Genomic DNA, 23499 nt, shown 5'->3' on the forward strand with positions numbered 1-23499 from the left:
CGTTGCTGCTGACTCAACTCGAGTACTTCGTCGCGGTCGCCCGTGAAGAGCATTTCGGCCGCGCGGCCGCGGCCTGCTTCGTCTCTGCGTCTGCGCTGTCGGAGGCGATCCGCAAGCTCGAGACGGAGCTGGGGGTGCCTCTTGTGCGACGCGGACGTGCCTACGAAGGGCTGACGTCCGAGGGCGAGGCTGTGCTCGTCTGGGCTCGACGGATGATCGCCGATCATCGGTCCCTGAAAGACGAAGTCCACAGCGCACTGGGTCGAATGACCGGAATCGTTCGAGTGGGTGTCATCCCCTCCGGGGTGTCACTCGCCGCGCGTCTTCTCGCCGAGGTGTGTGCCGCGCATCCCGAGCTCCGCGTGCGTCTCATCTCCGGGCTGACCTCGGAACAGGTCGTCGCGGGCTTGCGCGCCTTCGAGCTGGATGCGGGGCTGTTGCATCCGGCCGCGGTGATCGAGGGCATACGGCACATCCTCGTCGAGACCGACGGCCTGGTCGTCGTCGGCGCGTCGAGGGGACAGGCGCTCGGTGAGACGATCGACCTCGCTGACCTCGCATCGCGGGAGGTCTGTGTGCTCGAACCCGGCATGAGGGCGCGGCAGATTCTCGATGACGCGATGGCAGGAGTCGGAGCACGGCTGCATCCGCGCGTCGAGGCGGACTCGGTCGAAGCCCTCCTCGCACTGGCACGTACCGGAGACTGGGTGAGCGTGGTGCCGCGTTCGACGGTGCCCACCGATGCCGCGAGCATCGGGGTGCAGATGGCAGAGATCGTGAATCCCGAGGTTCGGATGCCCATCACGCTGGCGACGCTGAGCGATGAGCCTCATACACCCTTGTCTCTCGCGGTCGATGCGGCTGCCAAACGGCTGGCGGGTCGAAGGAAGTAGGGCCGGTCGATCAACCGCACAACGCCGAACTATAGCGGAGGCGGAGCGGCTGGTGGGGGAGCGTTCCCGTCGTCCTCCTCCTCGACGAGGCCCACCCTGGTCGTCGGCGATGCGTGACCTATCCTGTCGACATGGCGACGAAGGCACCGAAGAACGACATCGATGAAACGCGCGTTCGCGTGTCACACCCCAAAGAGGTCGCGGTCGGCGTCCCCGCGGTGCTGCACGCGTTGCAGATCGCGCACGAGCAGATGGGCGTAGTGCGTTCTGTGCAGACGCTGATGCGCGTCAACCAGAAGGAAGGTTTCGACTGCCCGGGCTGCGCCTGGCCGGAGGAAGACAAGCGGCACGTCGCCGAGTTCTGCGAGAACGGGGCCAAGGCGGTCGCAGAAGAGGCCACGCTACGTCGTGTCGGCGCCACGTTCTTCGCCGAGCACTCGATCGATGAGCTCCGTGGGCATGACGACTGGTGGTTGGGCCAGCAGGGTCGGCTGACGCAACCCATGATTCTCGAGGAGGGGGCCACGCACTACGTTCCTGTCGAATGGGATGCCGCCCTACGCCTGGTCGCGGACCATATCGCGGCGATCGACGACCCTGATGAGACCGTGTTCTACACCTCCGGACGAACGTCCAATGAGGCCGCATTCCTCTACCAGCTGCTCGTGCGTGGGATCGGCACGAACAACCTCCCCGATTGCTCGAATATGTGCCATGAGTCGAGCGGCTCCGCACTCACCGAGACGATCGGTATCGGCAAGGGCACGGTGTCGCTCGAGGACATACACCAGGCAGATCTGTTGATCGTCGCGGGGCAGAACCCCGGCACCAATCACCCCCGCATGCTCTCGGCGCTGGAGAAGGCGAAGCAGCGGGGCGCGCGTGTGATCGCCGTCAATCCGCTGCCCGAGGCGGGACTTCTCAAGTTCGAGAATCCGCAGACTGCGCGGGGAGTGGCCTTCGGCGGCACGACGATCGCCGATCGATTCGTTCAGATCCGCTCGGGCGGGGATCAGGGGCTGTTCCAGGCGATTGGAAAGCACCTTCTCGAGGCTGAGGAGCAAGAGGGAGGGGTCATCGATCGGAACTTCGTCGAGGCCTTCACAAGTGGGTTCGACGCATACCGGCAGGCGATGGCGGAGGTGACGTGGGCCGAGCTCGTCGACGCGACCGGAATCCAGGAGGCGACCCTGCGGGAGATCGGCGACGAGGTTCTTGCGTCGAAGAGCACGATCGTGTGCTGGGCGATGGGTCTCACTCAGCACAAGCATTCCGTCCCCACGCTTCGCGATGTGGTCAACGTGCTGCTGCTCCAAGGCAACATCGGGCGAACCGGTGCCGGAGTATGCCCGGTGCGGGGGCACTCGAACGTGCAGGGTGATCGCACGGTCGGAATCTACGAGAAGCCCTCTGCCGACTTCCTCGACGCGCTCGATCGCGAGTTCGCGTTCAGCGCGCCCAGGAAGCATGGTTTCGACACAGTCGAGGCGATCAGAGCCATGCGTGACGGTCGCGTGAAGTTCTTCATGGGGATGGGCGGGAACTTCGTTTCGGCGACCCCCGACACCGCGGTCGTGGAGGCGGCGATGTCCCGCGTCGACCTCACCGTGCACGTGTCGACCAAGCTCAACCGCTCGCACGTCGTCACCGGGCGACGTGCCATCATCCTCCCCACACTCGGTCGCACCGACCGCGACCGCAGAGGCGACACCGAGCAGCGGGTGACCGTCGAGGATTCGATGGGCGCGGTGCACGCCTCACGAGGACGCCTGGCACCGCCGTCGAACGATCTGGTCAGCGAGGTCGCCATCGTCGCACGCCTGTGCGGGCACCTCTTCGATGTCGCACCGTCACCCCGTGTTGCTCCTGCTTCACACGCCGGAGATCCGGAGCGGGCTCTCCCTGAGCATGGGGCGATCGAGAACGAGGGTAGGGCTTCCCGCGCCGCGTCCAATGCTCCGCACGCGGAGTGGACGGCGCTCGAGACGGACTACTCCCGCATCCGCTCGCACATCGAACGGGTCATTCCGGGGTTCGAGGACTTCGAGTCGCGCATAGAGAAGGGGCGCACGCTTCTTCTGCCCAACGGGCCGCGTGACGAGCGGCGGTTCGCTACGGCAGACGGCATGGCTCGCTTCACCGCGAACCCGCTCGAGTACCCAGTCATTCCCGAGGGGCGGCTGCTCCTTCAGACGCTGCGCTCGCACGATCAGTACAACACCACGATCTACGGCAAGGACGACCGGTACCGAGGCATCAGCGATGGACGACGTGTCGTCTTGGTGAACGCCGACGATCTCGTCGATCTTGGCTTCGACGAGGGGGACATCATCGACCTTGTCTCCGAGTGGCGCGGCAGTGACGGAGCGACGGAAGAACGTCGGGCGGAGAAGTTCCGCCTGGTCGCCTACTCCACGCCGCGAGGTAACGCCGCCGCCTACTATCCGGAGACCAATGTCCTCGTTCCGCTCGACTCAGTCGCCGATGTGAGCGGCACTCCCACCTCGAAGGCGGTGATCGTGCGGCTCGAACGCCGCGCCGACTGAAGGTCGCCGGGTGCCGAAGGAACTCAGCGATGCCAATCCGTAGCGAGCGCCGCCACGGCTTCGAGCGCCGCATGGATCTCGGCGGGGTCAGCACCCGCCCTGCCCGCTGCGAGCCCAGCGACGAAGGCGCCGAGCGGCGCCGCGGGGCGCGCGACGCCGTTGGCGACGTTGCGGGTCATGTTGAGCACGTCGGCGACAGGGATGTCGGCGTCCGTGAGACCGAAGTGCGTGCGCAGCGCCGCTGCCCACTCATCCAATGCCTCCGGCGGGAGAGTGTGTGACGGATCGCTCATGAGGGCTCCTCTTCTGAACGCATGGTGATCGTGATGCGTGCCCGGCGGCGCGCTTCAACGAGATCATCCCATGTGTCGACGTCGTGAACGAGGTCGTCGGACGCGGTGATCGATCGGAGGTCGAGTGGGGCTACGAGAGTTCGCATCGCCAGGTCGCGACCGTGATCGGGAAGGTCTCCGGCTGCGCGTCTCAGTGCTGACGTGCGATACACGGCGGCGAGCCACTGGCGCCGCCCGGCTTCGTCGGTGAGGCAGGCTCCGTCGGATTCCGCGAGGTGGGGGAGAGTGTCGCAGAGAGTCTCGACAGCGGCAACGGCGCGGGGAAGATCACACGCCAGAAGCAGCGTCCACTCCGGGTCGGCCTCCACCGGCCAGGGATCCAAGGCTGCGACGATCGCTGCCACGGGCCCGCCGAACGGTGCGGGTTCGCGCAACCACGTGACCGGAAGAGCAGCATCCTGCAGGTGGGACACCACGGTGATCGGATGTGCTCCGGCGGTCGCGGCTGCAGCGGCGGCCTCGGCGAGGAGAGTGCGTCCGCCGACGACGAAGAGCGGTTTGGCGGCCCCGCCCACCCGTGATCCTCGGCCGCCCGCCAACAGAATCGCGCCGAGTCGTGCGCCGGTCGGTACGGTCATGATGTCAGCATGACCCGGACGCGGTCGCCGGGTCGAACCTCGTGCGCATCCTCGGGGGTGACGGCGTAGCCATCGGAGCGCCCGAGCGTGCTCGCGCGATGCGATCCACCAGGCCCGACCGGCACGGCGACCCAGCCTGCGGGATCGGATCGATCGATCGACACCGGAACGTAGTGTCGCCGACCGGCCGGTGAGCGCCACCCCGAGGCCGCAGGGAGGAGGAGGCTCGGCCGGTGCACGTCGAGCCGGCCCTGCATCTGCATGAGCGCGGGACGGACGAAGGCTTCGAAAGACACCGCGGCGCTGACGGGATTGCCCGGCAAACCGAACAGCACGGTTCCCACACGCGACACTCCAAACCCCTGGGGCCTTCCCGGGCGCATGGCGACGTGAGTGAAAGTCATCTCCGCGGCCAGTGCAAGTTTGACGACCTCGAATGCGCCAGCGCTGACCCCGCCGGAGAACAGCACGACGTCAGCGCACTGCGACGACGACGGCGCCGTGACCTCAGCGAGGAGCTCAATCAGGCGTGCGGGCTCATCAGGAATGCTGGCACGGCGGACGACAGTGCAGCCCGCCTCAACCGCCAGCGCGGCCAGCATTCGACTGTTCGACTCGGGGATCTGGCCGCGGCGCAGTGGCACTCCCGGCTCGACGAGCTCGCTGCCGGTCGAGATGACGGCGACTCGGAGCGCGCGCGTCACGAGGACCGAGTCGACCCCGACGGCGGCGATGGCAGCGATCTGCAGGGAGCCGAGCACGGTTCCCGCGGTCACGATCTCATCACCGCGCTGGGCATCATCGCCCAGGCGGCGCACGTGCGCACCCGAGGCGGGAGGTAGCCGGGTGATCGATGTCGTCGTCAAGGAGTCGGTGAGACCATCCGCCGTGTCTTCGAAAGGGATCACCGTATCGGCGTCCGTGGGGATGGGCGCCCCCGTCATGATGCGCGCGGCGGTGCGCGACGGAAGCGTCGGGTCTTCATCCGTACCTGCCGGAAGGTCCGCGACTACGCGCAGTGAGGGAATCCCCGAGCGTGAGGCGACCGCCAGATCTGCGAACCGCACCGCGAATCCGTCCATCGCCGAATTGTCGAAGGCCGGAAGAGAGGTGGCCGCGTGCACTGGCTCTTGCAGGGTGCGCCCCTGCGCGGCATCGAGCTCGACTCTCTCTGCCGGAAGAAGGGGCACCGACCGCAGCACGGACTCCAGATAATCGTCGACGCCGGGAGTGGAGACCATGAGTTCAGGTTAGGACGGCACGGCTCCTTCCGCGACGAGAACGCATTTGCGGGAGAATCCTCGGCTGCGGCAACACCGATCATCCATCAGGTGATCGCGAACGTGGAATGCCGAAGGACCCCATCGGGAACGGCCGCCGATACCCTCGAATCATGGACGTGTCCGCACCGACACTCCACATGGACGGAGGCTGGCATGGGCCGGATCACGACACGCACCCGCGTCACCCGAATCGTCCTCGCGGATGAGACCGAGGTGAGACAGCGCGCCGATGTGCTGGCGGTCGAAGAGCCGCTCGAGATCCGGGTTGCCGGCACCGCACTCTCGGTCACGATGCGCACACCCGGCCACGATGTCGAACTCGCGGCGGGCTTCCTGGTCAGCGAAGGGGTCATCGGGGCCGGGGAAGAGTTCCGATCGGCGATCCACTGCGGCGGACCGGGATCCGGCCCTTCTTCGTCAGCACCACTGCTCACCATCGGCCCGGCACCGGTGGGGGTGCTGGCAGCCGAAGCGAACACCTACAACGTGCTCGATGTCGCGCTCGCAGCGGGAGTGACACTTCCGTCTACCGATATCGCGCGCAACTTCTACACGACCAGTTCGTGCGGAGTATGTGGCACGGCGTCAATCGACGCCATCGAGAAGATCTCGCGCTATGAGGTTTCGAGCGATGAGACATCGATCGCCGCGACGGCCGTGCGCGGACTACCCGATGCGCTGCGCGCAGGGCAGGCCGCCTTCGACAAGACGGGCGGGTTGCATGCGGCCGCGCTGTTCGATGTGACGACCGGCGAGATGCTCGTGCTTCGCGAAGACGTCGGCAGGCACAATGCCGTGGACAAAGTCATCGGTTGGGCCGTGCTGCACGATCGCCTTCCGCTCAGAGGGACCGTATTGCAGGTATCGGGGCGTGCGAGCTTCGAACTCGTGCAGAAGGCTGTCATGGCCGGTATTCCGATCCTGTCTGCAGTGTCGGCGCCATCGTCTCTCGCGGTCGAGCTCGCGGCATCGTCGGGGCTGACGCTGCTGGGCTTCGTTCGTGGAGCCTCTATGAACGTCTATACACGACCCGAGCGGGTGATGGTCTGAACCAGGCGATTCGGACAGGCATCCTAACTTGACATAGGCGTCAAGAAATGAATAGGTTCTTGCCTATGAAGTCAAGTAGTCAGCAGGTCCATCAGGAGTCGTCGGCCGCAGAGGAGGCTCCCGAGATCGTTCTGATCGACGACGGAGCCTATGGAGTCTGCGACATCAACGGATACTGCGCATGAACGAGGCTCAGCAGAACTCGCGCCCGGTCCTCACCGTTGAGGTGTGGAGTGACATCATGTGCCCGTTCTGCTATCTCGGACACTCTCTGTTGCAGCAGGCGATCGCCGATTCGCCGCACGCAGATCGCATCAGCGTCCGTCACCGGAGTTTCCTGCTGATGCCCGACCTTCCGGCCGACCACCCGACCGATCTCGAATCGCTGATGAGGGAGAGGGGCGTCCCGATCGAACAGATGCAGGCTGGCCGCCGGGAGTTGGCGACACGCGGAGCGGAGGCGGGCATCGAGTACGACTTCGAGAACGTGCTGACCATCAGCACGCGCAGCGCGCACCGGGTCATCCACTACGCGGCTGCTCATGGAGCCGGTGATGCGATGGTCGAGGCGCTGTTCCGGGCGCACTTCTCCGAGGGTCGCGATGTCGCGGATGCGGCGGTGCTGGCGGAGCTTGCCGGCGGGGTGGGCTTGAGCGAGATCGACGTTCGTGCGGTCGTCGAAGGGACGGACTACGACGACGAGGTGACCGAGGACATCTCGCGTGCCCGATCGCTCGGGGTTCAGGGCGTGCCCTACTTCCTGTTCGACGGTCGACTCGCGCTCTCGGGCGCGCAGCCGAAGGCGGCATTCGAGCGCGCTCTGGCGTCGGCGTGGCAGACGATCGACGATGCCGTCGTGCCTTCTTGATGAGGGTGGTGGGCGGCGATGCGGGCTGACGCGCGGCACAACGTCGAGGTCATTCGCCAGGCTGCTTTGGAGGTGTTCCGTGCGAACGGTTTGACCTCGCCTTTAGAAGAGGTCGCTCGGGTCGCAGGCAAGGCCAAGGGGACGATCTATCACCGCTTCGGCAGCCGGGCGGGTTTGATCGATTCCGTGATCGACGAACTCGTCGCTACTCAGGTCGATGAGATCATCCGAGATGTAGGTGCTTTGGAGGCCGCTCCCGCGGAGCGGTTCGAGCAGTATCTGCTGCGGGTGTGGTCGCTGCAGTTCGATGAACCGGCGGCGAATGATGTGCTCCTGCGGGTATCACCCGACTCCGAGGTTCTCATCGCGCTGTGTGATCGTGCACGTACGTTCGCGCTGGAACTCCTCGAGGGTGCACAGTCCTCGGGAAGAATCCGCCGCGACCTCACCGAGGATGATCTCCACGGCGTGATCTGGGAACGCGGTGTGATCGCGCGACAGACCGATTCTTCCCGGGCCGAGTACCTTCGGCGCTGCGAATTCGTCCTCCGGGGGCTCCGGGCACACGAGGATGAGCGCTAGCGAGGTCGAACGCGCAATTCGTGCGGATGATCCGACAGATCATGAGCCTGTTCCTGGGGGTGAGCGCCCACTTGCTTGACTGCTCAGATGTCCCGCACCCTTACTCGACGTTGGCACGACTTCGCCCTCGCCCGACCCACATGGTCACAGCTGATCATCTTCTCTGCGCTCAACGTCGGAATGACGGTCCTGCAGCTCGTGATGATGCCGCTCGTGCGAATCTGGCTCGGAACCACGACGCTCGAAGACGTGACGTTTCGTGCGCTGCCACTCGGCGACTACTTCATCTTCGACTATCCCGCCGGCCCCATTCCCGAGGGCGGGGGTGGTCTGTCGTACTTTCTCGCAGTCCAGATCACTCTTGCCGTGGCGCAGATCCTGAACTTCTTCGCCCAGCGGAACATCACGTTCAAGTCCAACAGCAACCCCTGGTGGGCGGCGTTCTGGTACCTGATCGCCTTCGTCGTGATCACCTTCGGTGCCGCCGCACTCCAGGGCCTTTACAAGGGGCCGATCTACAGTCTGTTCATCACGTCCTGGGGAATGGGCGCAGCGGGGGAGGCCACAGCAGACGCCGTCACAATGTTGATCAACGCACTCATCTCGTGCGCGGTGTTCTTCCCGATCTTCAAGCTCATCTTCCGCCGTGAGGACGCTGTCGTCGTGGTTCCCGCACGTGAGTACTCCATCGTCTCGTGAGGCCGTGCGCGGCGCACGAGCGTCATCGCGCGGTGCCGCTCGGACAGGCTATGCGCCGAAACCGACCGAATATGCGGTGAGACGGGTGCGGTCCGCGCCGCGATGTGAATCTGAATAAGGCGATAAATCCCCTCTGATGCAGTCCCCGGCCTCGGCCATGGAATGGATCACGGGCGGGGTGCTACGGCTCCAGAGGCGGGGTCGAGGTTTGGGAGTGCCACCTCGTGAGGAGCATCCCCATGACGAAGGGACAGGCCAATGAAGGCCGAGTCAAAAAGAGGAATTGCTGCAATCACCGGGATCGGTCTTGCCGTCACGCTCATAGGCTGCTCGGTGGCAGAACCGTCCGAGTACTCGACTCGTGAGGTGAACGACGGCACGACGACTTTCACGGTCGTGGAGAACCCTCGCGGTGGAAAGACGCTGTCTTTCGCCGCCGATGGGCCGGTCGAACTCATCGAGGTCGAGGACGATGGCGCGACGTTGGCCTTCAAGGACATGAACGCCAACGGCAAGCTCGACAAGTGGGAAGACTGGCGTCTCGACGACCGTGAACGTGCGGACGATATCGCGGCTGGCATGTCCATCGAGCAGATCGCCGGACTGATGCTCGTGAGCACGCATGAACGCTCCCCGGGTGACGGCCTGACCGATCCTCAGAAGACGTATCTCGAAGACGGCAACGTGCGCAACGTGCTCAACGCCGCAGGCAGCGTCATCGATGAGACGGTTCCGTGGGTGAACGAGATGCAGGCCCACGTGGAGGGTCTCGCCTCCGCCGACATGCCCTATGTCCCCGTGAACTTCAGCACCGACCCCCGCTCCACAGCAGGAACGGGTGGATACAACGCCAAGGGAAGCGACATCTCCCGCTGGCCGTCAAACCTCGGATTGGCGGCGACCTTCGACCCGGAGTACGTGCGTCAGTTCGGCGAGATGACCGCTGCGGAGTACCGCGCTCTGGGCATCGCCACGGCGCTCAGCCCGCAGATCGACCTCGCGACTGAGCCTCGTTGGCTTCGCGTCGGAGGCACGTTCGGCGAGGACGTCGATCAGGTCACCGAGCTCGCATCTGCGTATGTGGATGGATTCCAGGGCTCCGTCGATCCGGAGTCGGGCACCAACAATTTCGTCAACGCCATGATCAAGCACTGGTCAGGTGACGGGCCCGGCGAGGGTGGGCGCGAGGCGCACACCGACCAGGGCAAGTACGGGGTCTACCCGGGTGACAACTTCGACGAGCAGATCGCTCCGTTCCTCGGTGCGCTCGACGCGGCCGCCGTCATGACGGCCTACGGGGTTGCGCTGGATGCCAACGGCGACGCGCTGTTCGACGACCGCACGGGATCGGCGTACGACGCCGGCCGTCTGTCGGTGCTGCGCGACGACAACGGCTATGACGGCGTCGTGGTCACCGACTGGGGTGTCATGGACTCAGTGGAGGACGGGGAGGGGACGATCGGTATGGCCTGGGGGGCCGAAGCGATGTCGTTGCCCGAGCGCTACCTCACCGTGCTCACGACCGGGCACGACATGTTCGGAGGGGTCAACGACTCCACTCACATTCTCGAAGCAGCCGATCTCTGGCAGCAGGAGTTCGAGGCCGGTGAGCGCGAGATCGACGCCGAGACGCGGTTCCGCGAGTCGGCATCGCGGATTCTGATGATGATGTTCACGCCAGGACTGTACGAGAACGCGTTCGTCGACCCCGAGGTCTCGAAGAAGGAGCTCGCGAGCAAGGACAAGGTGGATGCCGGCTACGCAGCCCAGCTCGACTCGGTCGTCATGCTCAAGAACGAAGATGAGACCATCGCCGCAGCGAAGGCGGATGACTGGTCGGACAAGACCGTCTACATCCCGCGTTCGTACAACATCGGGTTGCCCGGAGTCTTCGGTCCCGCCGAGTACAAGGAGTACGCAGGCATCGATCTCGAGATCGCGGAAGAATACTTCGGCACCGTGGTCACAGATGAAGCCGTGATGGATGCTGACGGGGTCGTCACCAGCTACACGGCGCCCGACCTCTCGGATGTCGATCTCGTACTGGTCGGAATGAACAGCCCTGACAACGGCGAAGAGTTCGATGGCCCGGGCATGGACCCCGACACGGGAGCGTACTACCCACTGTCGCTGCAATACCGTCCCTATGTCGCTGACGGCGAGAGCGTACGTAAGACGTCTATCAGCGGTGACATCCTCGCGGATGGCTCGAAGGAGAACCGCGGGTACTTCGGTGCCGAGTCGAAGGTTCTCAACAGCGCCGACCTCGACGCCTTCGAGCGTGCGGTCGCTGCCGTCGAGGCCTCGGGTAAGGACATCCCGGTGGTCACGGTGCTCAAGGCCGTCAATGCGACCATCCCGGCCGAGTTCGAGCCGAACGCGGACGCGATCCTGGTCGGCTTCGGGACGAGCGATCGTTCGCTCATCGAGGTCGCGATCGGAATGCACGAGCCGAAGGGGCGTCTGCCCATTCAGTTCCCCGCTGACATGGAGACGGTCGAGGCCCAGTTCGAGGACGTCCCGAAGGACATGACGCCGTACACCGACACCGTCGGCAGCGTCTACGACTACGGGTTCGGCCTGAACTATGGCGGAGTCATCTCCGGCTGAACGTGAATACCAGGGTGTCGTGGCCGGCAGATGTCCCGTCGGCCACGACACCCGCGCAGACCGCGACGGCGTGCCGTCGCGGTCTGTCCGAACGGTCCGGGTACTTGAAGGATCCGACCGACTTACTCAAGGGAGCAGAAATGAAAATCAAGTCGACTCGCGCCGCTGTCTTCACGGCGTTGATCATCGCGACCGGTTCCTTCGGTCTGACCGCGTGCTCGACGGACGCCGGAGCGGGATCGTCGCAGACCCAGACGGCAGACGTCGATGTGAAGACCGACCTGGAAGGCGCACGTCAGGCAGTCGAGGATGCTCTGGCCGAGCAGCCGAATGTGGCCCAGGTCATGCTCGCCGGCGATGTCACGCAGCCCACCGAGAAGTACGGCCTGCTCGTGATGCCCTTCGTGAAGTCGGAGGCGGCTGATCGCGTGACGGGAACGGTGAACATCAGCGACGGCAACTACGTCATCGAAGCGACATCGGCCGAGACCGATGAGACCTGGCAGATCGACCAGGACGGCAACATCTCTGCGGTCGCCGAGTAGCACGGGCTCGGGCCCCCCGCTCACGGCGGGATCGGTTCAAGCGCTCAGCTCTCCACATCAGTTTTTCGAGGAGTAAAGAAGTGAACGTACGATCGTCCCGGAGTGGGAAGGCCCCGAAGGCCGCCATGTCCAACAAGAAGTATCTGATGATCTGGATCCCGGTCATCGCACTCGTGAGCATCGTGACGATCGTCGCGAATGTCGCGATGAACGTCGCGACAGGGTGGGTCGCGTCGCAGCTCGGCTCGGGAACATACACGTTCACGAACACCGCCGCCTCGAAGGATTGGGAGACGGACTACTACGCCGCCGACTACGACTCGCTCGAAGAGGTCGACGCCGCGGCGCTCGAACTCGTCGAAGAGATCGGTGCAGGGGGCATCGTCCTCGCGAAGAACGACGGCCGGGCGCTCCCGCTGAACACGGGGTCGAAGGTCACGATGCTGGGACGCGCTGCCGCTGACCCCGTCTACGGCGGCTCCGGCTCGGGGTCGGTTGACACGAACTCCGCGATCGACGCTCGTCGTGGTCTCGAGAATGCGGGCTTCACGATCAACGAATCGGTGTACACCGCCATCGAGGAGTTCGCATCGGCGAATCCTCGCGGCTACATCGAGATGGATCGTCCCGACATCTCCAGCTACAACATCGGTGAGCTGCCCGTCGGTGAATACGAGTCACTCGCCTCGTCGTTCTCGGAGTTCGGTGATGCGGCTGTCGTCTTCATCGGTCGTCCGGGAGGTGAAGGAGGCGATCTGACGCAGGATATGGCGGATTGGGACGCCAACGCAGAGCCGGGCCAGCATCAGCTCGAACTGAACAAGGACGAGCGCGACCTGATCACGCTGGCCAAGGAGAACTTCTCGACGGTCGTAGTGGTCGTGAACGCGTCGACGACAGTGGAGCTCGCTGACATTCAGCGCGATGCCGACATCGACGCCGTACTGCTTGCGGGGTCGCCCGGCTCCACCGCATTCAATGCGCTGGGAAGCATCCTCGCCGGGGAGGTCAATCCCTCCGGTCGGACGGTCGATCTCTGGGCATCGGATTTCACCGCAGATCCGACCTTCGCCAACTTCGGCACGTTCCTCTATGACAACGTGGCGCCGTCGTACCCGGTGCCGGTCACCGAGAGTGCAACGTCCAACGCGGATGTCACCGATGAAGCCCCCTTCGTGAACTACGCGGAGGGTATCTACTTCGGTTACCGCTACTACGAGACGGCAGACATCGAAGGGTTCATCGACTACGACGAGGCCGTCGTCTACCCCTTCGGTCACGGTCTCAGCTACACGGACTTCGCATGGGAGATCACGGGTACCGAGGCTGGATCCGTGGACGGCAGCATCGCAGTCACCGTCGATGTGCGCAACGTCGGTGACGTCACAGGTCGCGATGTGGTGCAGCTTTACTACTCGGCGCCGTACACACCGGGAGGCATCGAGAAATCGGCGGTGACGCTGGGTGGCTTCGCCAAGACGGGTCTCATCGATCCGGGCGCCAGCGAGTCGGTGACCATCGAGGTCGCCGTCGAGGACATGGCGTCGTACGACTACATCGATGCACGCGCGTATGTGCTGGAGGCCGGGCAGTACGAGTTGAGTGTGCGCACCGACTCGCACACTCCGGCCGCGGGCACGGCGCCCGTGATCTACACGGTGGAGTCGGATGTCGTCTACACCGGGGATGACCATCGGGCGTCAGACCTCTCTGAGGTCACCAATCAGTTCGACGATGTGTCGGCGCAGTTCAGCACCGAGGGTGAGACCGGCAAGATTCCGGTCATGTCGCGGGCGGACTTCGCGGGTACGTTCCCGACAGCGCCCTCCGGGGAGATGCTGATCGCGGACGAGGATGTCGCCGAAGGGTTCGACGTCTGGGACCACGAAGCGGAGGCCGAGAAGTTCGACGGCACGCGGCCAACCACTGACGCCGCTACAGACCTGTCGCTGATCGACATGCGGGGGCTGGCCAAGGACGACCCCGCCTGGGAGGAGCTGCTCGACTCCCTGAGCGTCGGAGACATGTCATCGATGCTCCTCAACGGCGCATATCAGACCGCGGCGATCGGATCGATCGGCAAGCCGCAGACGCTCGAGCCGGACGGGCCTGCCGGGTTCTCGTCGTTCATCAACTCGTCGATCAACGGCACGGCCTACCCATCGGAAGTGCTCATCGCGCAGACCTGGGATGTCGAGATCGGTGCAGCGATGGGAGCGATGCTCGGCAATGAGGCGATCTTCAAGGGGATCAACGGATGGTATGCGCCGGCGGCCAACCTGCATCGCTCTCCGTTCGGCGGACGCAACTTCGAGTACTACTCCGAGGACCCGTTCCTGTCTGGGCGGATGCTCACGGCAGTTGCTGACGGTGCCGGTACCAAGGGTGTCTACACGACGCTCAAGCACTTCGCGCTCAATGAGCAGGAGACGAATCGCGTCAACAACGGCATAGCGACCTGGGCCACGGAGCAGACGATCCGTGAGATCTATCTCAAGCCCTTCGAGATGGGTGTGAAGGACATCGTCATGGATGTCCGCTACATCTCCGACGATCAGGGCACGCTCGAGGAGACCGCTGTCGGGTCGCTGGGAATCATGAGTTCCTTCAACCGCATCGGCTCGACGTGGGCGGGTGGTTCGGCGCCGCTGATGGATGATGTCCTGCGGGGTGAATGGGGCTTCGAAGGGTTCGCCATCTCGGACTTCAACCTGTACCCCTACATGAACCCGAACGAGGGGATCGCGGCGGGCACCGACCTGATGCTCACCTTCCAGCCATCGAAATCGTTCAACGACTCCGGCTCCGCCAAGGCGGTCAGCGACATTCGTACCGCGACTCACAACGTCTTGTTCACGGTCGCCAACTCGAACGCGATGAACGGCCTGGCACCGGGGGCGACTGTCGAGTACACGCCGCCTGCCTGGGTGATCTGGCAGTACATCATCACCGGCGTTCTGGCGTTGCTCGTCCTGGGCGCTGTCGTGATGATCGTGCTTCGCGTTCGTCGTCACCGCGCCCCGCTGTCGTCAGCGGAGTGATCCTCGGTTGCCGGGTGGCGTCCACTCGCCCACCCGGCAACCGGCCCACCGTCGATGCCGATGAATCCCATCGAAAGATCTCACGTGAACATCACCACACTCCTCGCCCGCCTCACTCTTCTGGAGAAGGCCGCGCTGCTCAGCGGCGCCAACCACTGGCAGACCCGCGCACTCGAGAGCATTGATCTCCCCGCCGTCTGGTTGGCCGATGGCCCGCATGGACTGCGCAAGCAGCTCGGATCCGCAGATCACCTGGGATTGAACGGTTCGGAACCGGCAACCTGCTTCCCGACGGCCGCGACCATTGCGAACAGCTGGGATGAGCAGCTTGCCGAGCAGATCGGCGTTGCGCTCGGCGTGGAAGCATCTGCGCAGGGGGTGGGTGTGCTGCTCGGCCCCGGGTTGAACATCAAGCGCAGCCCGCTCGGCGGACGGAACTTCGAGTACTTCTCCGAAGATCCTGAGCTGTCCGGGCGGTTGGCAGCGGCCTACGTGCGCGGCATCCAGTCTCAGGGCGTCGCGGCGACGCCGAAACACTTCGCCGTCAACAGTCAGGAGCTGCGCCGCATGGTCAGCGACTCCGTCATCGATGAGCGAACACTCCGGGAGGTGTATCTGACCGCGTTCGAGATCGTCGTGCGCGAAGCAGACCCGTGGGCGATCATGACCTCGTACAACCTGGTGAACGGGACGTACGCGCATGAGAACTCTCACCTTCTGGGTGACGTCCTGCGCCGGGAGTGGGGATTCTCCGGTGCGGTGGTGTCTGACTGGGGTGGCAGCAATGACGCGGTGGCGGGGGCAGCAGCAGGCGGCTCCCTCGAGATGCCGTCGCCCGGGCTGGACTCGGCGCGTGAACTCGTCGCCGCCGTCGAGCGCGGCGATCTGTCGATCGAGGATCTCGACGCTCGCGCGGCCGAGGTGATCGCGCTCGTTCGCCGAGTGTCGGGGACTCCGGTGAACGCAGTGGATCTTGATGCGCACCACACGCTTGCCCGGCGCGCAGCCGCCGAATCCACCGTACTGCTGCGCAACGAAGATGAGCTCCTGCCGTTGAAAGCCGATGCATCTGTCGCATTGATCGGCGCATTCGCCACTGAACCGCGCTATCAGGGCGCCGGCTCATCGCTGGTGAACGTGGTGCGGCTCCCGACGCTGCGCGAGGCGCTGGCAGAATCGTCGGTCATCGTTGCCGGCATCGCAGAAGGATTCCGACGGGACGGACGCCCTGATGACGCGCTGCGCGCGGAGGCCGTCGCCGTCGCTCAGGGCGCCGAGGTCGTCGTGCTTGCGCTCGGCCTTCCCGAGATCGCCGAGTCGGAGGGCATCGATCGCACGTCGTTGAAGCTGCCCTCCGAACAGTTGCGGCTGCTGCGTGAGGTGCACGCCGTCAACCCCCGCATCGTGGTGCTGATCAGCGCCGGTGGGGTGGTGGAGATGCCATGGATCGAGCACTCCGCTGCTGTCGTGCACGCGTATCTGGGAGGACAGGCCGGAGCCGAGGCGATCGTCGACATCCTCACGGGTGCGGTCGAGCCAGGGGGACGGCTTGCGGAGACGATCCCGCTCTCTCTCGGCGATACGCCGACGGCCGGGGCTTTCCCCAGCGATGCGCGAACCGCTGAGTACCGGGAGGGGCCGTTTCCGGGCTACCGGCACTACGAGACCACGCGTGAACCCGTGGCGTTCCCGTTCGGCTTCGGGTTGGGGTACACGACCTTCGCGTACAGCGATCTCGAGGTCGTCGACGATGCCGTGCACGTGACGGTGACGAACACAGGTGCCCGAAGCGGAAGCGACGTCGTGCAGATGTACGTCGGACGCCGTGGTGACAGCGGTGTGCTACGCCCTGCAGTAGAGCTCAAGGGGTACCGGAAGGTGCGTCTGGAGGCGGGTGCGTCGGAGCGCGTATCCCTTCTGTTCGGTGCGCGCACGTTCCGCTTCTTCGATGTGCCCAGCGACTCGTGGCAGGTGGAGGCGGGGGAGTACGAAGTGTTCGTGGGATCGCATGTCCGCGACGATCGCCTGAAGACGACGGTCGAGCGTTCCGGCGTGACGTTGCCGCCGCTGCCGGTGGTGCTGAACCCGTTGCAGACGAGAACCACGAAGCTCGCAGACGATGCGGCGTTCGTCGCTCTGCTGGGTCGGGAGGTGCCCGACGCCGCGTGGGGAGGCGGCCGATTGCACCGGAACGACCCCATGGATCGGATGGCGAATGCCCCGAGCTTCGTCGCTCGGGCGGCTTACCGCATTCTCGACCGGCGCCGCAGGGCAGCAGAAGCTGCGGGGGCGCCGGATCTGAACATTCTGTTCCTGCTGAATGCGCCGTTCCGTGTGATCTCCAAGATGAGTGGCGGGCTGGCCACCGAGCGGCTCACCGATGGCGTTCTGCAGTTGCTCAACGGCCGGGTCGTTCGCGGATCGAGCCGCATCGTCAGTGCGTACTTCCGGGGGCGTCGCGACGAGAAGGCGACCAGAGAAGAGCTTGAGGCCTTGGCCAAGAAGAGGGGTGCGTGATGTTCGCTGCGGTGAAGAAATGGTGGGCGACTTTTCAGATCAGACGCCCGGAACTGTCGAAGTTCCTCATGTTCGTCCTGCTCTCCAATGGCGTGACGGTGCTGCAGCTCGGACTCATGCCGGCGTTTCGGTGGGCGCTGGACACGTACACATCACTCACGGATCTGAGCTTCCAAGCATGGCCGGTCGGGACCAACGCCGACGGCAGCACCTATTACATGTTCGACTATGCCGCAGGGTCGTTGCCTGAGGGAGGCGGTGGCTTCGCCTACTTCCTCGCGGTTCAGACCACCCTGCTGATCGCGCAGGTCATCAACTTCTTCCTCCAGCGCAACATCACGTTCAAGTCGAACACGTCGCCCTGGATCGCGGCCTTCTGGTACACGGTCGCGTATGTCGCGATCACCTTCATCGCAGCCGCTGCGCAGGGCTTCTACAAGGCGCCGATCTACGACTTCTTCATGATCACCACCGGATGGGGTGCCGGTGGCTCGGTGGTCGCCGATGTGCTGACGATGATCATCAACTCGGCGATCTCGTTCTGGGTGTTCTACCCCATCTTCAAGGTGATCTTCCGTCAGAAGCCGATCCGGGTGGAGGTCGTGGAAGGGGTAACGGCGCCATGACGACGGAAACGGGCGGCGACGGTGCCGCAACTCTCCTCACGATCGTCATTCCTGCCTACAACGCGAGCGCGTACCTCGCGCGTGCGGTGGAGGGACTCGACGAGGTGGACGGCATCGAGGTCGTCGTGGTCGACGACGGATCGACCGACCGCACCGGGCAATTGGCCGACCGCTGGGCGGCCGCGCATCCCGACCGATTCCGGGTCATCCATCAGGCGAACCGCGGACACGGCGGCGCGATCAACGCCGGACTCGCGGACGCTCGTGGCGAGTTCATCAAAGTGCTGGATGCCGACGACTGGTTCGACATCCCCTCCTTGCGGTCGCTGCTGGCGCTGCTCGGGGAGCGGCAGACGACCGGTATTGATGCGGTTTTCACCGATTTCGTGCATGAGCGGGTGGGTAAGACCCCTCGTCTGGCGCGATTCTCCACGGTCTTCCCCGCCGGACGGGTCTTCGAGTGGTCAGACACCGAGCGATTCGCCCGCCATCAGGTGCTGATGATGCACGCGATCGTGTATCGCACACAGCTCCTGCGGGAGTGCGGACTGCGCCTGCCCGAGCACACCTTCTACGTCGACAACCTGGTGGTGGTGATGCCGCTCGCGCGCGTGCGTCGCATGCGCTATCTACCGGTGCCGCTGTACCGCTATCTGGTCGGGAGGGAGGGGCAATCCGTCGAGCCGGACGTGATGGTGCAGAGGGCGGAACAACAGCTTCTCGTCAACAGGCTCGCGTTCGCGGCCTTGCCCGGCCGGGGCGAGATCGCTGCCGGCACCGTTCCCATCCAACTGCACCGAACGCTGCTGCATCATCTGGAGGGAATCTGCGCCGTCACCAGCGCCACGCTCGTTCGGGGCGGCACGCGAGAGCATCTGGCCTCTCGGGACCTCTTCTGGCGCGAGATCCGGGCGGAAAGCCCTTGGCTGTACACCAGGATGCGCAACACTCTCCTCGGTAAGATGAGCAATCTACCCGGAACTGCAGGACGACGAGCAACGCGCCTTGCTTATCATGTCGCGCGCAGAGTCGTCGGGTTCAGCTGAGATGACCAAAGGGGGTCGCGGATGATCCGGGTAGGGGTTGTCGAAGACGATTCGACCGCTATCGAGCGATTGCTCTCGCACCTCGACCGCTTCCAACGCGAGCAGGGGGAGACCTTCCGCGTCAGCGCTTTTCGAGACGGCGCCGAGGTCATCGCCGACTACCGTCCCGAGTGGGACGTGATCTTCCTCGACGTGCAGATGCCACGCGTCGACGGGATGACAGCGGCCCGCAGGATTCGCGAAGTCGACAGTGAAGTCATCATCGTCTTCGTCACGAGCTCGCCCCATTATGCGGTGAGCGGGTACGAGGTGGATGCACTCAGCTATCTACTGAAGCCGGTGGCCTATGCCTCGTTCGAGCAGGAGATGTCACGCGTCATCACGCGACTGCGACGACGGCCTCGCCAGGAAGTGCTGTTCACCGCGACCGATGGGACGCATCATCGCATCGGCGTCGACGACATTCGATTCGTGGAATCGGTCCGGCACCGCATCGACCTGCACACTGTCGATGGCATCTTCAGTGTTGCGACGACCGTGAAGTCTATGGAAGCCGAACTGTCGCAATTCGGTTTCCTGAGGTGCAACAGCGGGCTGCTGGTGAATCTCGCTCACGTGACGGGCATCGATGGCAATGACTGCCGAATCCGAGGGGGCGGAAGGCTGCCCATCAGTCGGCCGCGCAAGCGCGAGTTCCTGGCCGCACTCGCCGAGCACATCGGGTCACGGGGAATCTCGGCGTGAGCTTCATCAACGATCCGCTCATCGCGGAGATGCCTCGCTACCTCACGGCGCTCGCCGAATGGGGAGCCTGTGTCGTCTACATCACGATCACGAGACGTCGCTTTCGCGCTCCGATGACCATGTTGATCTGCGCCCTCGGGTTCCTCGCGCTGATGGTCACGCAGGTGTGGGCAGGCACCCTCCCCATCGCCTTGTGGATCCCCGGCATGCTCACCGCCGCCGCGGTGATGTACGCACTCGTCTTCGCGAGTGTCGACGCCACTGCGCGGGGGGCGGGGTACGTCCTCGTTCGAGCCTTCGTGCTCGCGGAGCTGGCCGCATCAGCGTTCTGGCAGATCGATCGCTTCTACGGGGGCGTATTCGGCATTCATGCGCAGGCGATCGGTGCTCTTCTTCTCTATGGTTTTGTCTTCATCGTCGTCTGGTTCGCGGAGCACTGTCAATTCAATCGCGAAGCGCGGCTGGATGTCACCGGGGTGCAGCTGGCGGGCGCGTTCGCGATCGCGACCGCCACGTTCGGGATCTCCAATCTCAGCTTCGTCACGACCGACACACCATTCAGTGGCCGGTTCGGAACGGAGATCCTCTACATCCGCACGCTGGTGGATCTGTGTGGTTACATCGCTCTGCACGTTCAGCTTCGGGTGCAGAATGAAGGGATCGCGCGCCGTGACGCGAATGCGATGGCTCAGCTGTTGCGCAGCCAGCACGACCAGTACGAGATCACCCGGCGGTCGATCGACGAGGTGAACCGCAAACACCACGATATGAAGCATCATCTGGGCGCGATCCGCTCGGAGCGCGACGCCGTCACACGATCACGCATGCTCGACGATCTTGAGGATTCGATCGATCGCTACGGCGATGTCGTACGGACCGGCAGTCATGTGCTGGACGCGATCGTGACCGCCAAGCTCGCTCGTGCGCGCGAGCACGGCATAGAAGTCTCCGTCGTCGCCGACGGGGGACTCCTGGCCTTCCTGCGTCCGATGGAACTCACCTCGCTCGTGGGCAACGCCCTCGACAACGCGATCGATGGGGCGCTGACGCTGAAGGGCGAAGACGAGCGCATGATCCGCCTTGCGGTGTTCGCTCAGGACGACTTCACGATGGTCCGCGTGGAGAACACGTTCGACGGCATCCTGATCCGAGACGGAGACCGCATCGTCACCCGCCAACTCGGGCCCGGGCATGGCTATGGGCTTCGCAATATCGAGACTGCGGCGGGAGCCTATGGGGGCACGGCATCGGCGACGGCCGACGGGCGCTGGTTCTCGCTCTGTGTGTTGTTCCCCTCGCATCCCAGCGCCCCCACGACAGCATGAGCGAACCGGATGAGTTTTGGATCTCGCCATTAGTGCACTTGACAGAACCAATGCGGTGTATGCATTAATGGATTTATGACAATTATCGTGCATGGTGCCACTGGCGCCCAAGGTTCCCCTGTTCTTGTCGCCCTTCGGGCGGCAGGACACCACTCGACGGCTGCGGTTCGAGACAGCGCGCAGGTGACGGGGCCGGCACTCTCGATCGACAACGACTCGGTGGAATCGCTGGTCCAGGCGTACGCGGACGCTGACGCGGTGTTCGTGCACCTGCCGCTCGCCAGTCCCGATCAACAGGTCTCCTACGCTCGGAAGATCGGTGAAGCCGTCGCCCAAGCACGTCCTGGTCGGGTCGTGTTCTCGACCAGCGGCTACCCCACTGAACTTCCTGATGGAACGCTGACGGCGCACGGCATGCTGGCGGCGGCCTTGGCGGAGTCTGGCGTCTCGTACGCGGTCATCGCGCCCCGCATCTTCCTGGAGAACCTCTTGCTTCCGGTCACGCTGGGCCCGGCTCGTGAAGACGGAGCGCTGCGCTACCCGATTCGCGATGACTACCCGGTGTCCTGGGTTTCGCACCTGGACATGGCCGATATCGCCGTCGCGCTGTTGACGGATAACTCTGTGACGGGCGTGGTCACTGCCGGCGCACTTCCGCCTCAGTTCGGCGCGGATCTCGCGGAGGGCTTCGCCCGGTACTTCGACAAGCCTGTCGTGTTCGAGGCGCAGGAGCCCGAGGCTTACGGTGAGCTGATCATCCCGATGTTCGGTGCGGATGCGGCCAGGCCTGTGGTCGACTCGTATCACTTCCGGTGGACCCAGCCCGGAGAAGTCATCGACGAGGAGCGCTCGGCGCAGAAGCTCCTCGGAATCACTCCGCGCACCGTTGAGGCCTGGTTGCGAGACCTTGCCGTCTGATCGCGCTCTGCCCGCCACGAATCACCACTACGTGTTGTAGAGTTATCTCGAACCGCAACTGAATAGACAACGGCGGGCCATGGTCGTCACCAGGGCCCGCCGTCGTCGTTGTGCGATCCATCAGAAGTAGGCGGTGGTCATGCCGCAGTCGGGAGAGAGGAGCCGAGAGATGAAACTCTTCGCGGCATTGCGCAAACGGGACCGCACCGAGGAACGGCGGGCTTCGTCGCCACGGATGGAGGTGGTCGTCGCTGATCGGACACTCGTCTCTGACCGCGCGGTGCTGCTGAGCCTGCGCCTGGTGGACACCGGACGAGCGATCGCGCCCGACCCGGGCGCGCACGTCGATCTGCATCTGACGGAGACGCTGATTCGTCAGTACTCCCTCGTGGATGTGGCACCGGATGAGGGAATCATCTCGGTCTGCGTGCAGAAAGAAGATGATGGGCGTGGCGCGTCGCGTCACGTGCATGAGAACGTCCGCGTCGGCGATCGCCTTCACATCTCGCCGCCGCGCAACACCTTCGCGATGGCGTCGGGGGTATCGACATCGCTTCTTCTGTCCGGCGGGGTGGGCATCACACCGCTCGTGTCGATGGCCGCGTCGCTGTACCGCACAGGAAGTGCTTTCGAGCTGCACGCGTACGCCGCGAGCGCCGCCTCCCTCCCGCTTCATGAGCAACTGCGATCGCACCCCTATGCGTCATCGATTTTCACGCACTTCAGTGACGACGGTGACTCCTTCCGAGCCGGCGGGCCTCAAGGTCTCTTCGAACCGACTGTCGAGGGCATGATCTATGCGTGCGGGCCGGACGGATTCATCACGCTCGCGAGAGAGCGGGCACTCGAGGCGGGCTGGCGCGCGGACCAGTTCGTGACAGAGCGCTTCTCGTCCGACGCCGCGCCTTCCGCGTCGGATGCCGATGAAGCGTTCACGGTGGTCGCCGCATCGACCGGGCAGGCCATGAGGGTGGAGGCCACCGAGTCGATCGCTGAGGTGCTCGAGCGCCACGGCTATGAGACCTACCGGTCGTGCGGGCAGGGGATCTGCGGATCGTGTATCACGACGGTGCTGCGGGGGACTCCCGACCACCGAGACCACACGCAGAGTGGGCAGGGCCCTGATGCGCATTCCCGCATCAACGTGTGCTGCTCGCGATCTCTCACGCCGGAGCTCGAACTCGACATCTGAAACAGCGGAACCAGTGATCTGGAAACAGTGATGGTCTCGGGCGCACAGGGCGCCCGAGACCATCACTGTTTCACGCGGTGCTG

Annotated in this window: 19 protein-coding genes; 16 read left to right on the forward strand and 3 right to left on the reverse strand. The window is 64.5% G+C overall.

Annotated features, from left to right (window positions below; all coding sequences use genetic code 11):
- Positions 1 to 2 precede the first annotated feature (2 nt).
- Entirely contained in the window at positions 3 to 893 is an 891-nt protein-coding gene (locus RQG77_RS04475) for a LysR family transcriptional regulator (RefSeq protein WP_311243621.1), read from the forward strand.
- 131 nt (positions 894 to 1024) lie between these two features.
- The gene (locus RQG77_RS04480) at positions 1025 to 3439 is read left to right on the forward strand and encodes an FdhF/YdeP family oxidoreductase (protein WP_311243622.1); all 2415 of its coding nucleotides are present in this window, start codon (positions 1025 to 1027) and stop codon (positions 3437 to 3439) included.
- A gap of 23 nt (positions 3440 to 3462) precedes the next feature.
- Here RQG77_RS04480 and RQG77_RS04485 read toward each other — a convergent pair whose 3' ends face one another.
- The 3 genes from RQG77_RS04485 to glp are packed head-to-tail and all read right to left on the reverse strand — an operon-like array spanning position 3463 to position 5611.
- Positions 3463 to 3732 carry a DUF6457 domain-containing protein gene (locus tag RQG77_RS04485; RefSeq protein ID WP_311243623.1) on the reverse strand — a complete coding sequence of 90 codons (270 nt, stop codon included), beginning with the start codon at positions 3730 to 3732 and terminating at the stop codon, positions 3463 to 3465.
- Positions 3729 to 4370, reverse strand: coding sequence for an NTP transferase domain-containing protein (locus RQG77_RS04490; protein WP_311243624.1), 642 nt, complete (start codon positions 4368 to 4370; stop codon positions 3729 to 3731). Before RQG77_RS04490 ends, RQG77_RS04485 begins: the two co-directional genes overlap by 4 nt.
- Entirely contained in the window at positions 4367 to 5611 is a 1245-nt protein-coding gene (gene glp / locus RQG77_RS04495) for a gephyrin-like molybdotransferase Glp (protein WP_311243625.1), read from the reverse strand. The genes RQG77_RS04490 and glp overlap by 4 nt, the downstream gene beginning before the upstream one ends.
- 195 nt (positions 5612 to 5806) lie before the next feature.
- Here glp and fdhD point away from each other — a divergent pair, with 195 nt between their 5' ends.
- The 14 genes from fdhD to RQG77_RS04565 all read left to right on the forward strand — a co-directional run bounded on the left by fdhD (position 5807) and on the right by RQG77_RS04565 (position 23416).
- Positions 5807 to 6703: a formate dehydrogenase accessory sulfurtransferase FdhD gene (fdhD, locus tag RQG77_RS04500; RefSeq protein WP_311243626.1), complete on the forward strand. Its 897-nt coding sequence runs from the start codon at positions 5807 to 5809 to the stop codon at positions 6701 to 6703.
- Between the two features lie 181 nt (positions 6704 to 6884).
- Complete coding sequence (locus RQG77_RS04505; RefSeq protein ID WP_311243627.1) at positions 6885 to 7571, forward strand: DsbA family oxidoreductase; 687 nt, start codon at positions 6885 to 6887, stop codon at positions 7569 to 7571.
- 18 nt (positions 7572 to 7589) lie between these two features.
- On the forward strand, positions 7590 to 8153 hold the full coding sequence (locus RQG77_RS04510; protein ID WP_311243628.1) for a TetR/AcrR family transcriptional regulator: 564 nt from the start codon (positions 7590 to 7592) through the stop codon (positions 8151 to 8153).
- Positions 8154 to 8240: 87 nt separating this feature from the next.
- Positions 8241 to 8852 (forward strand): hypothetical protein, encoded by a 612-nt coding sequence (locus RQG77_RS04515; protein WP_311243629.1) that lies wholly within the window; start codon positions 8241 to 8243, stop codon positions 8850 to 8852.
- 333 nt (positions 8853 to 9185) lie between these two features.
- Positions 9186 to 11462 (forward strand): glycoside hydrolase family 3 N-terminal domain-containing protein, encoded by a 2277-nt coding sequence (locus RQG77_RS04520; protein ID WP_311243630.1) that lies wholly within the window; start codon positions 9186 to 9188, stop codon positions 11460 to 11462.
- A 140-nt stretch (positions 11463 to 11602) separates the two neighbouring features.
- The gene (locus tag RQG77_RS04525; RefSeq protein ID WP_311243631.1) at positions 11603 to 12007 is read left to right on the forward strand and encodes a hypothetical protein; all 405 of its coding nucleotides are present in this window, start codon (positions 11603 to 11605) and stop codon (positions 12005 to 12007) included.
- A 125-nt stretch (positions 12008 to 12132) separates the two neighbouring features.
- Complete coding sequence (locus RQG77_RS04530) at positions 12133 to 15048, forward strand: glycoside hydrolase family 3 C-terminal domain-containing protein (protein WP_311243632.1); 2916 nt, start codon at positions 12133 to 12135, stop codon at positions 15046 to 15048.
- Positions 15049 to 15132: 84 nt separating this feature from the next.
- Complete coding sequence (locus RQG77_RS04535) at positions 15133 to 17565, forward strand: glycoside hydrolase family 3 C-terminal domain-containing protein (RefSeq protein WP_311243633.1); 2433 nt, start codon at positions 15133 to 15135, stop codon at positions 17563 to 17565.
- Positions 17565 to 18191 (forward strand): hypothetical protein, encoded by a 627-nt coding sequence (locus tag RQG77_RS04540; protein WP_311243815.1) that lies wholly within the window; start codon positions 17565 to 17567, stop codon positions 18189 to 18191. The genes RQG77_RS04535 and RQG77_RS04540 overlap by 1 nt, the downstream gene beginning before the upstream one ends.
- Positions 18188 to 19237 carry a glycosyltransferase family A protein gene (locus RQG77_RS04545; RefSeq protein WP_311243634.1) on the forward strand — a complete coding sequence of 350 codons (1050 nt, stop codon included), beginning with the start codon at positions 18188 to 18190 and terminating at the stop codon, positions 19235 to 19237. The genes RQG77_RS04540 and RQG77_RS04545 overlap by 4 nt, the downstream gene beginning before the upstream one ends.
- 21 nt (positions 19238 to 19258) lie before the next feature.
- Entirely contained in the window at positions 19259 to 19981 is a 723-nt protein-coding gene (locus RQG77_RS04550; protein ID WP_311243635.1) for a LytTR family DNA-binding domain-containing protein, read from the forward strand.
- A gap of 206 nt (positions 19982 to 20187) precedes the next feature.
- On the forward strand, positions 20188 to 21306 hold the full coding sequence (locus tag RQG77_RS04555) for a GHKL domain-containing protein (RefSeq protein ID WP_311243636.1): 1119 nt from the start codon (positions 20188 to 20190) through the stop codon (positions 21304 to 21306).
- Between the two features lie 75 nt (positions 21307 to 21381).
- Positions 21382 to 22224: an NAD(P)H-binding protein gene (locus RQG77_RS04560; protein WP_311243637.1), complete on the forward strand. Its 843-nt coding sequence runs from the start codon at positions 21382 to 21384 to the stop codon at positions 22222 to 22224.
- A 169-nt stretch (positions 22225 to 22393) separates the two neighbouring features.
- Entirely contained in the window at positions 22394 to 23416 is a 1023-nt protein-coding gene (locus RQG77_RS04565) for a PDR/VanB family oxidoreductase (RefSeq protein ID WP_311243638.1), read from the forward strand.
- Positions 23417 to 23499 lie beyond the last annotated feature (83 nt).

The sequence above is a fragment of the Microbacterium sp. WCS2018Hpa-23 genome (assembly GCF_031843845.1).
GTDB lineage: Bacteria > Actinomycetota > Actinomycetes > Actinomycetales > Microbacteriaceae > Microbacterium.

What these genes read in the sequence shown, in the direction of transcription:
- RQG77_RS04490 (WP_311243624.1), bottom strand. Translation starts at nt 4,370, where the DNA reads ATGACCGTACCGACCGGCGCACGACTCGGCGCGATTCTGTTGGCGGGC.
- RQG77_RS04525 (WP_311243631.1), top strand. Translation starts at nt 11,603, where the DNA reads ATGAAAATCAAGTCGACTCGCGCCGCTGTCTTCACGGCGTTGATCATC.
- glp (WP_311243625.1), bottom strand. Translation starts at nt 5,611, where the DNA reads ATGGTCTCCACTCCCGGCGTCGACGATTATCTGGAGTCCGTGCTGCGG.
- RQG77_RS04515 (WP_311243629.1), top strand. Translation starts at nt 8,241, where the DNA reads ATGTCCCGCACCCTTACTCGACGTTGGCACGACTTCGCCCTCGCCCGA.
- RQG77_RS04550 (WP_311243635.1), top strand. Translation starts at nt 19,259, where the DNA reads ATGATCCGGGTAGGGGTTGTCGAAGACGATTCGACCGCTATCGAGCGA.
- RQG77_RS04485 (WP_311243623.1), bottom strand. Translation starts at nt 3,732, where the DNA reads ATGAGCGATCCGTCACACACTCTCCCGCCGGAGGCATTGGATGAGTGG.
- fdhD (WP_311243626.1), top strand. Translation starts at nt 5,807, where the DNA reads ATGGGCCGGATCACGACACGCACCCGCGTCACCCGAATCGTCCTCGCG.
- RQG77_RS04560 (WP_311243637.1), top strand. Translation starts at nt 21,382, where the DNA reads ATGACAATTATCGTGCATGGTGCCACTGGCGCCCAAGGTTCCCCTGTT.
- RQG77_RS04565 (WP_311243638.1), top strand. Translation starts at nt 22,394, where the DNA reads ATGAAACTCTTCGCGGCATTGCGCAAACGGGACCGCACCGAGGAACGG.
- RQG77_RS04545 (WP_311243634.1), top strand. Translation starts at nt 18,188, where the DNA reads ATGACGACGGAAACGGGCGGCGACGGTGCCGCAACTCTCCTCACGATC.
- RQG77_RS04540 (WP_311243815.1), top strand. Translation starts at nt 17,565, where the DNA reads ATGTTCGCTGCGGTGAAGAAATGGTGGGCGACTTTTCAGATCAGACGC.
- RQG77_RS04505 (WP_311243627.1), top strand. Translation starts at nt 6,885, where the DNA reads ATGAACGAGGCTCAGCAGAACTCGCGCCCGGTCCTCACCGTTGAGGTG.
- RQG77_RS04480 (WP_311243622.1), top strand. Translation starts at nt 1,025, where the DNA reads ATGGCGACGAAGGCACCGAAGAACGACATCGATGAAACGCGCGTTCGC.
- RQG77_RS04530 (WP_311243632.1), top strand. Translation starts at nt 12,133, where the DNA reads ATGTCCAACAAGAAGTATCTGATGATCTGGATCCCGGTCATCGCACTC.
- RQG77_RS04555 (WP_311243636.1), top strand. Translation starts at nt 20,188, where the DNA reads ATGCTCACCGCCGCCGCGGTGATGTACGCACTCGTCTTCGCGAGTGTC.
- RQG77_RS04510 (WP_311243628.1), top strand. Translation starts at nt 7,590, where the DNA reads ATGCGGGCTGACGCGCGGCACAACGTCGAGGTCATTCGCCAGGCTGCT.